Below are 3,716 nucleotides of genomic sequence, written 5' to 3'. Positions count from 1 at the left end.
CGATCGGCCGGACTCACGCCCATGAGGAGACACACCATGAGCCAGGATCACGAACACCCGCATTACAAGGACGAGCAGGCACCGGCGCCGATCGACTGGCGCGAGCACGGCGTCAAGGTCATCAAGGGCGATCAGCTCGACAGCAATACCGCGCAAACGCCCGGCATGAATCGCGCGGCGGCGATCAACGCGGCGCGCGTCGGTGCGCAGAAAATCTGGGCCGGCACCGTGACGATCCATCCGAACGCAAAGACCGGCGCGCATCACCACGGCGCGCTCGAAAGCGTGATCTACGTGGTCCGTGGCCATGCCCGCATGCGCTGGGGCGAGCATCTGGAATTCACGGCCGAAGCCGGTCCGGGCGACTTCATCTTCGTGCCGCCGTATGTGCCGCATCAGGAAATCAACGCGAGCACCGACGATCCGCTCGAATGCGTGCTGGTGCGCAGCGACAACGAAGCGGTGGTGGTGAACCTGAACATCGACGCAGTGGAAGCACCGGAAACCGTCTTCTGGGTCGATCCGATTCACAAACATCCGCACGATCACTAAACCTCTTTCACGCAACTCATGACGCCGACCGCCTCGCTGCGCCCTCGCCTCATCACACTCTATGCCGTACTGATCGCAGCCAACCTCGGCGCATGGGCGTGGGCGCTCATCGCGTTTCGCCACTATCCGCTGCTGCTCGGCACCGCGTTGCTCGCGTATGGCTTCGGTCTGCGTCACGCGGTGGACGCCGACCACAGCGCCGCGATCGACGCCGTCACGCGCAAGCTGATGCAAACCGGCAAGCGGCCGCTCGGCGTGGGCCTATCGTTTTCGCTCGGTCATTCGACGATTGTGATCGTGGCGACGATCGGCATCGCGTGGACCACGCATTCGCTGCACGGCCGCTTCGAAGCCTTCAAGGCGGTAGGCGGCACGATCGGCACGCTCGTGTCGGCGGTGTTTCTGCTAGTGCTGGCGTGCGTGAATCTCGTGATTCTGCGCGATGTCTGGCGCCGCTATCGCCATGTCCAACGTGGCGGTGAACTCGCTGCGGAAACGACGGCAAACATCGCGCCCGCCGGTCTGCTGTCGCGCGCACTGCGGCCGATGTTCCGGCTCGTCACGAAAAGCTGGCACATGTACCCGGTCGGCGTGCTGTTCGGCCTCGGCTTCGACACCGCGACCGAGATCGGCCTGCTGGCGATTGCGGCGTCCGAAGCCAGCAAAGGCCTGCCGCTGTATTCGATCCTCGTGTTCCCGGCGCTCTTCACCGCCGGCATGACGCTGGTCGATTCGACCGACAACGTGCTGATGGTCCACGCCTACGGCTGGGCCATGGACGATCCGAAGCGCAAGCTCTACTACAACGCGAGCATCACGTTCGTCTCGGCGGTAGTGGCGATCGTCATTGGCGGCGTCGAAGCGCTGGGATTGCTATCGGACAAGCTCGGTTTGAATGGCGGCATATGGGACGCCGTGGCAAGCCTCAACGAACGCTTCGGCGTGCTGGGTTATGGCATCGTCGCCATGTTCATGGCATGCTGGATCGGCTCCGTACTGTTCCACCGCTGGCGCCGCCCGGCCGTCATCGCGCGGTAACTCCAACTTGCCCTGCGCTTGAGACCGGTAAGGATTCCACGGCCGTAGCGGCGATTTCCGCGCTGCGGGATCCCGGCCTTTTACGTCGGCATCCGAGCCAGCCTGTCGAGCGTTGTCGTGACGACACACGCGGCCCATTTTATCCGCCAAACGTGAACCGGACCGCGCAGCGGGCGCGCCGAACCCGTGATCAATCGCTTACACTGAAACCGCTTTTTGCCACTCCGGCTGCCCTGCAGCTTTTCGTCATTGCAATCAAGTCGCCCTGTCGCGCGCATCCGGCGCGGCGCTTCAGAACCGGCAACAGAACGGACTGGACACTCCATCGATGAAGACTCCCGCGGACCGATTTCCCGAACTCGACCTGGCCCGCCGCACCGCCGACGCCTACGGCAACCACGCCATCGACGAATTCTTCGCCGGCCGCATTACGCGCCGCGATCTGCTGCGCTATGCGAGCGTGATCGGTTTGTCGCTGGTCGGCGGCGGCGTGCTGAATGCGCCGCGCGCCCGCGCGCAAGGCGCGCCGGGTTCGGCTAACCAGACGATCCGCGTAGCCCATCTGACGCCGGCCGGCGCGGTCGACCCGCTCACCGTGACCGATGCCGCGAGCCTGGCGCTCCTGAATCAGACCGGGGAATTCCTGATCGACGACGACGGCGAAAAGCTCGTGCTTAAACCGGCGCTTGCTTTGTCGTGGAAGCCGAACGACAAGGGCGATGTGTGGACCTTCAAGCTGCGCCCCAACGTCAAGTTCCACGACGGCCAGACCTTCACCGCCAGGGACGTGGCCGCCACCTTCGATCGCCTCGCCGACCCGGCGAGCGGTTCGGCGGCGCTCTCGGTGCTCAAGGGCGTGTTGTCGAAAGGCGGCGCGAAGGTGGTGGACGAGCACACGGTCGCCTTCCATCTCGATGCGCCGAACGGCAACTTCCCGTACTACGTTTCCTCGGACAATTACAACGCCGTGATCCTGCCCGCGAACTATGCGGGCGGTTATGAAAAGAGCTTCATCGGCACCGGTCCGTTCAAGCTCGAAAAATATCAGGCGAAGGTTGGCGCATCGTTCGTGCGCAATCCCGATTACTGGGGCGACAAAGCATTACCACAACGCGTTCAATTCTCCTTCTACGCCGACGAACAGGCGCAGTTGCTCGCCTTGCAAGGTCACCAGGCCGACGTGATGGGCACCTTCACCGTGCAGGGCGGCGCAGGCATTCTGAACAATCCGGACTACAAGGCAGTCGGCGTGAAGTCGAGCGCGCATCGGCAGATTCATATGCGCAACGACAATCCGTTGTTCAAGGACAAGCGCGTGCGCCAGGCGCTGGCGTTGTCGCTCGATCGCGACGTACTGGTGCGGGGCTTGTTCAAAGGCCGCGCGCAGCTCGGCAACGACAGCCCGTTCGCACCGGTGTTTCCATCATCGGATGCGGGCGTCGCGCAACGCAGGATCGACCTCGCGAAAGCGAAGCAGCTGCTCGCGCAAGCAGGCGTGCCGAACGGATTCGACGTCACGTTGACCACCGAGAAGTACATGGAGATTCCCGACCTCGCGGTGGTCGTGCAGAACGCGGCGAAGGCGATCGGGGTGCGCGTCACTCTGAAAGTGGAGAGCCAGTCGCTGTACTACGGCGCGGGTACGCCGGGCAAATCGGATTGGCTCGATTCGCCGCTCGGCATCACCGATTATGGTCATCGCGGCGTGCCGAATGTGTTTTTGAACGCGCCGCTCACCAGCACGGGCACATGGAACGCCGCGCACTTCAGGAACCCGCAATACGATCAACTGGTCGCGCAGTTCGTCGCGGCGATCGACCTGAGTTCGCAAAAGAAAATCTCCGGACAGATCCAGACGCTGCTGCTCGACGAAACGCCGGTGATCATCCCGTTCTTCTATGATCAGCTGATTGCCATGCGCAAGGGTGTGAACGGTGTGCGGTTCACCGCGCTCGCGCAACTCTATTTCGATCGCGCGGTGTTGAGCGCGTGATTTGAACGCCAACCCGTAACCGCCAACCCGGTGAACGCAAAATCCGTTGAATGCAAAGCTGTTGAACGCAAACGCCCTTGAACGCATGAGCGCATGGCGCTTCTTTGGCAGGAGATCACAATGTCGACCTCGG

At 62.9% G+C, this 3,716-nt stretch carries 3 protein-coding genes; all 3 read left to right on the top strand.

All coding sequences use genetic code 11. The features are described 5' to 3' along the window. Window positions 1-36 precede the first annotated feature (36 nt). The 3 genes from QOC89_RS13495 to QOC89_RS13485 all read left to right on the top strand — a co-directional run bounded on the left by QOC89_RS13495 (window position 37) and on the right by QOC89_RS13485 (window position 3,583). Window positions 37-552 (top strand): cupin domain-containing protein, encoded by a 516-nt coding sequence (locus tag QOC89_RS13495; protein WP_323045468.1) that lies wholly within the window; start codon window positions 37-39, stop codon window positions 550-552. An 18-nt stretch (window positions 553-570) separates the two neighbouring features. Beyond that, entirely contained in the window at window positions 571-1,590 is a 1,020-nt protein-coding gene (locus QOC89_RS13490; protein ID WP_323045467.1) for a HoxN/HupN/NixA family nickel/cobalt transporter, read from the top strand. Between the two features lie 328 nt (window positions 1,591-1,918). Next, complete coding sequence (locus QOC89_RS13485; RefSeq protein WP_323045466.1) at window positions 1,919-3,583, top strand: ABC transporter substrate-binding protein; 1,665 nt, start codon at window positions 1,919-1,921, stop codon at window positions 3,581-3,583. The last annotated feature ends 133 nt before the right edge of the window (window positions 3,584-3,716 follow it).

This window comes from Paraburkholderia sp. (genome assembly GCF_034668105.1).
Classification (GTDB): Bacteria; Pseudomonadota; Gammaproteobacteria; order Burkholderiales; family Burkholderiaceae; genus Paraburkholderia.
This window is presented reverse-complemented; position numbering and strand designations above follow the sequence as displayed.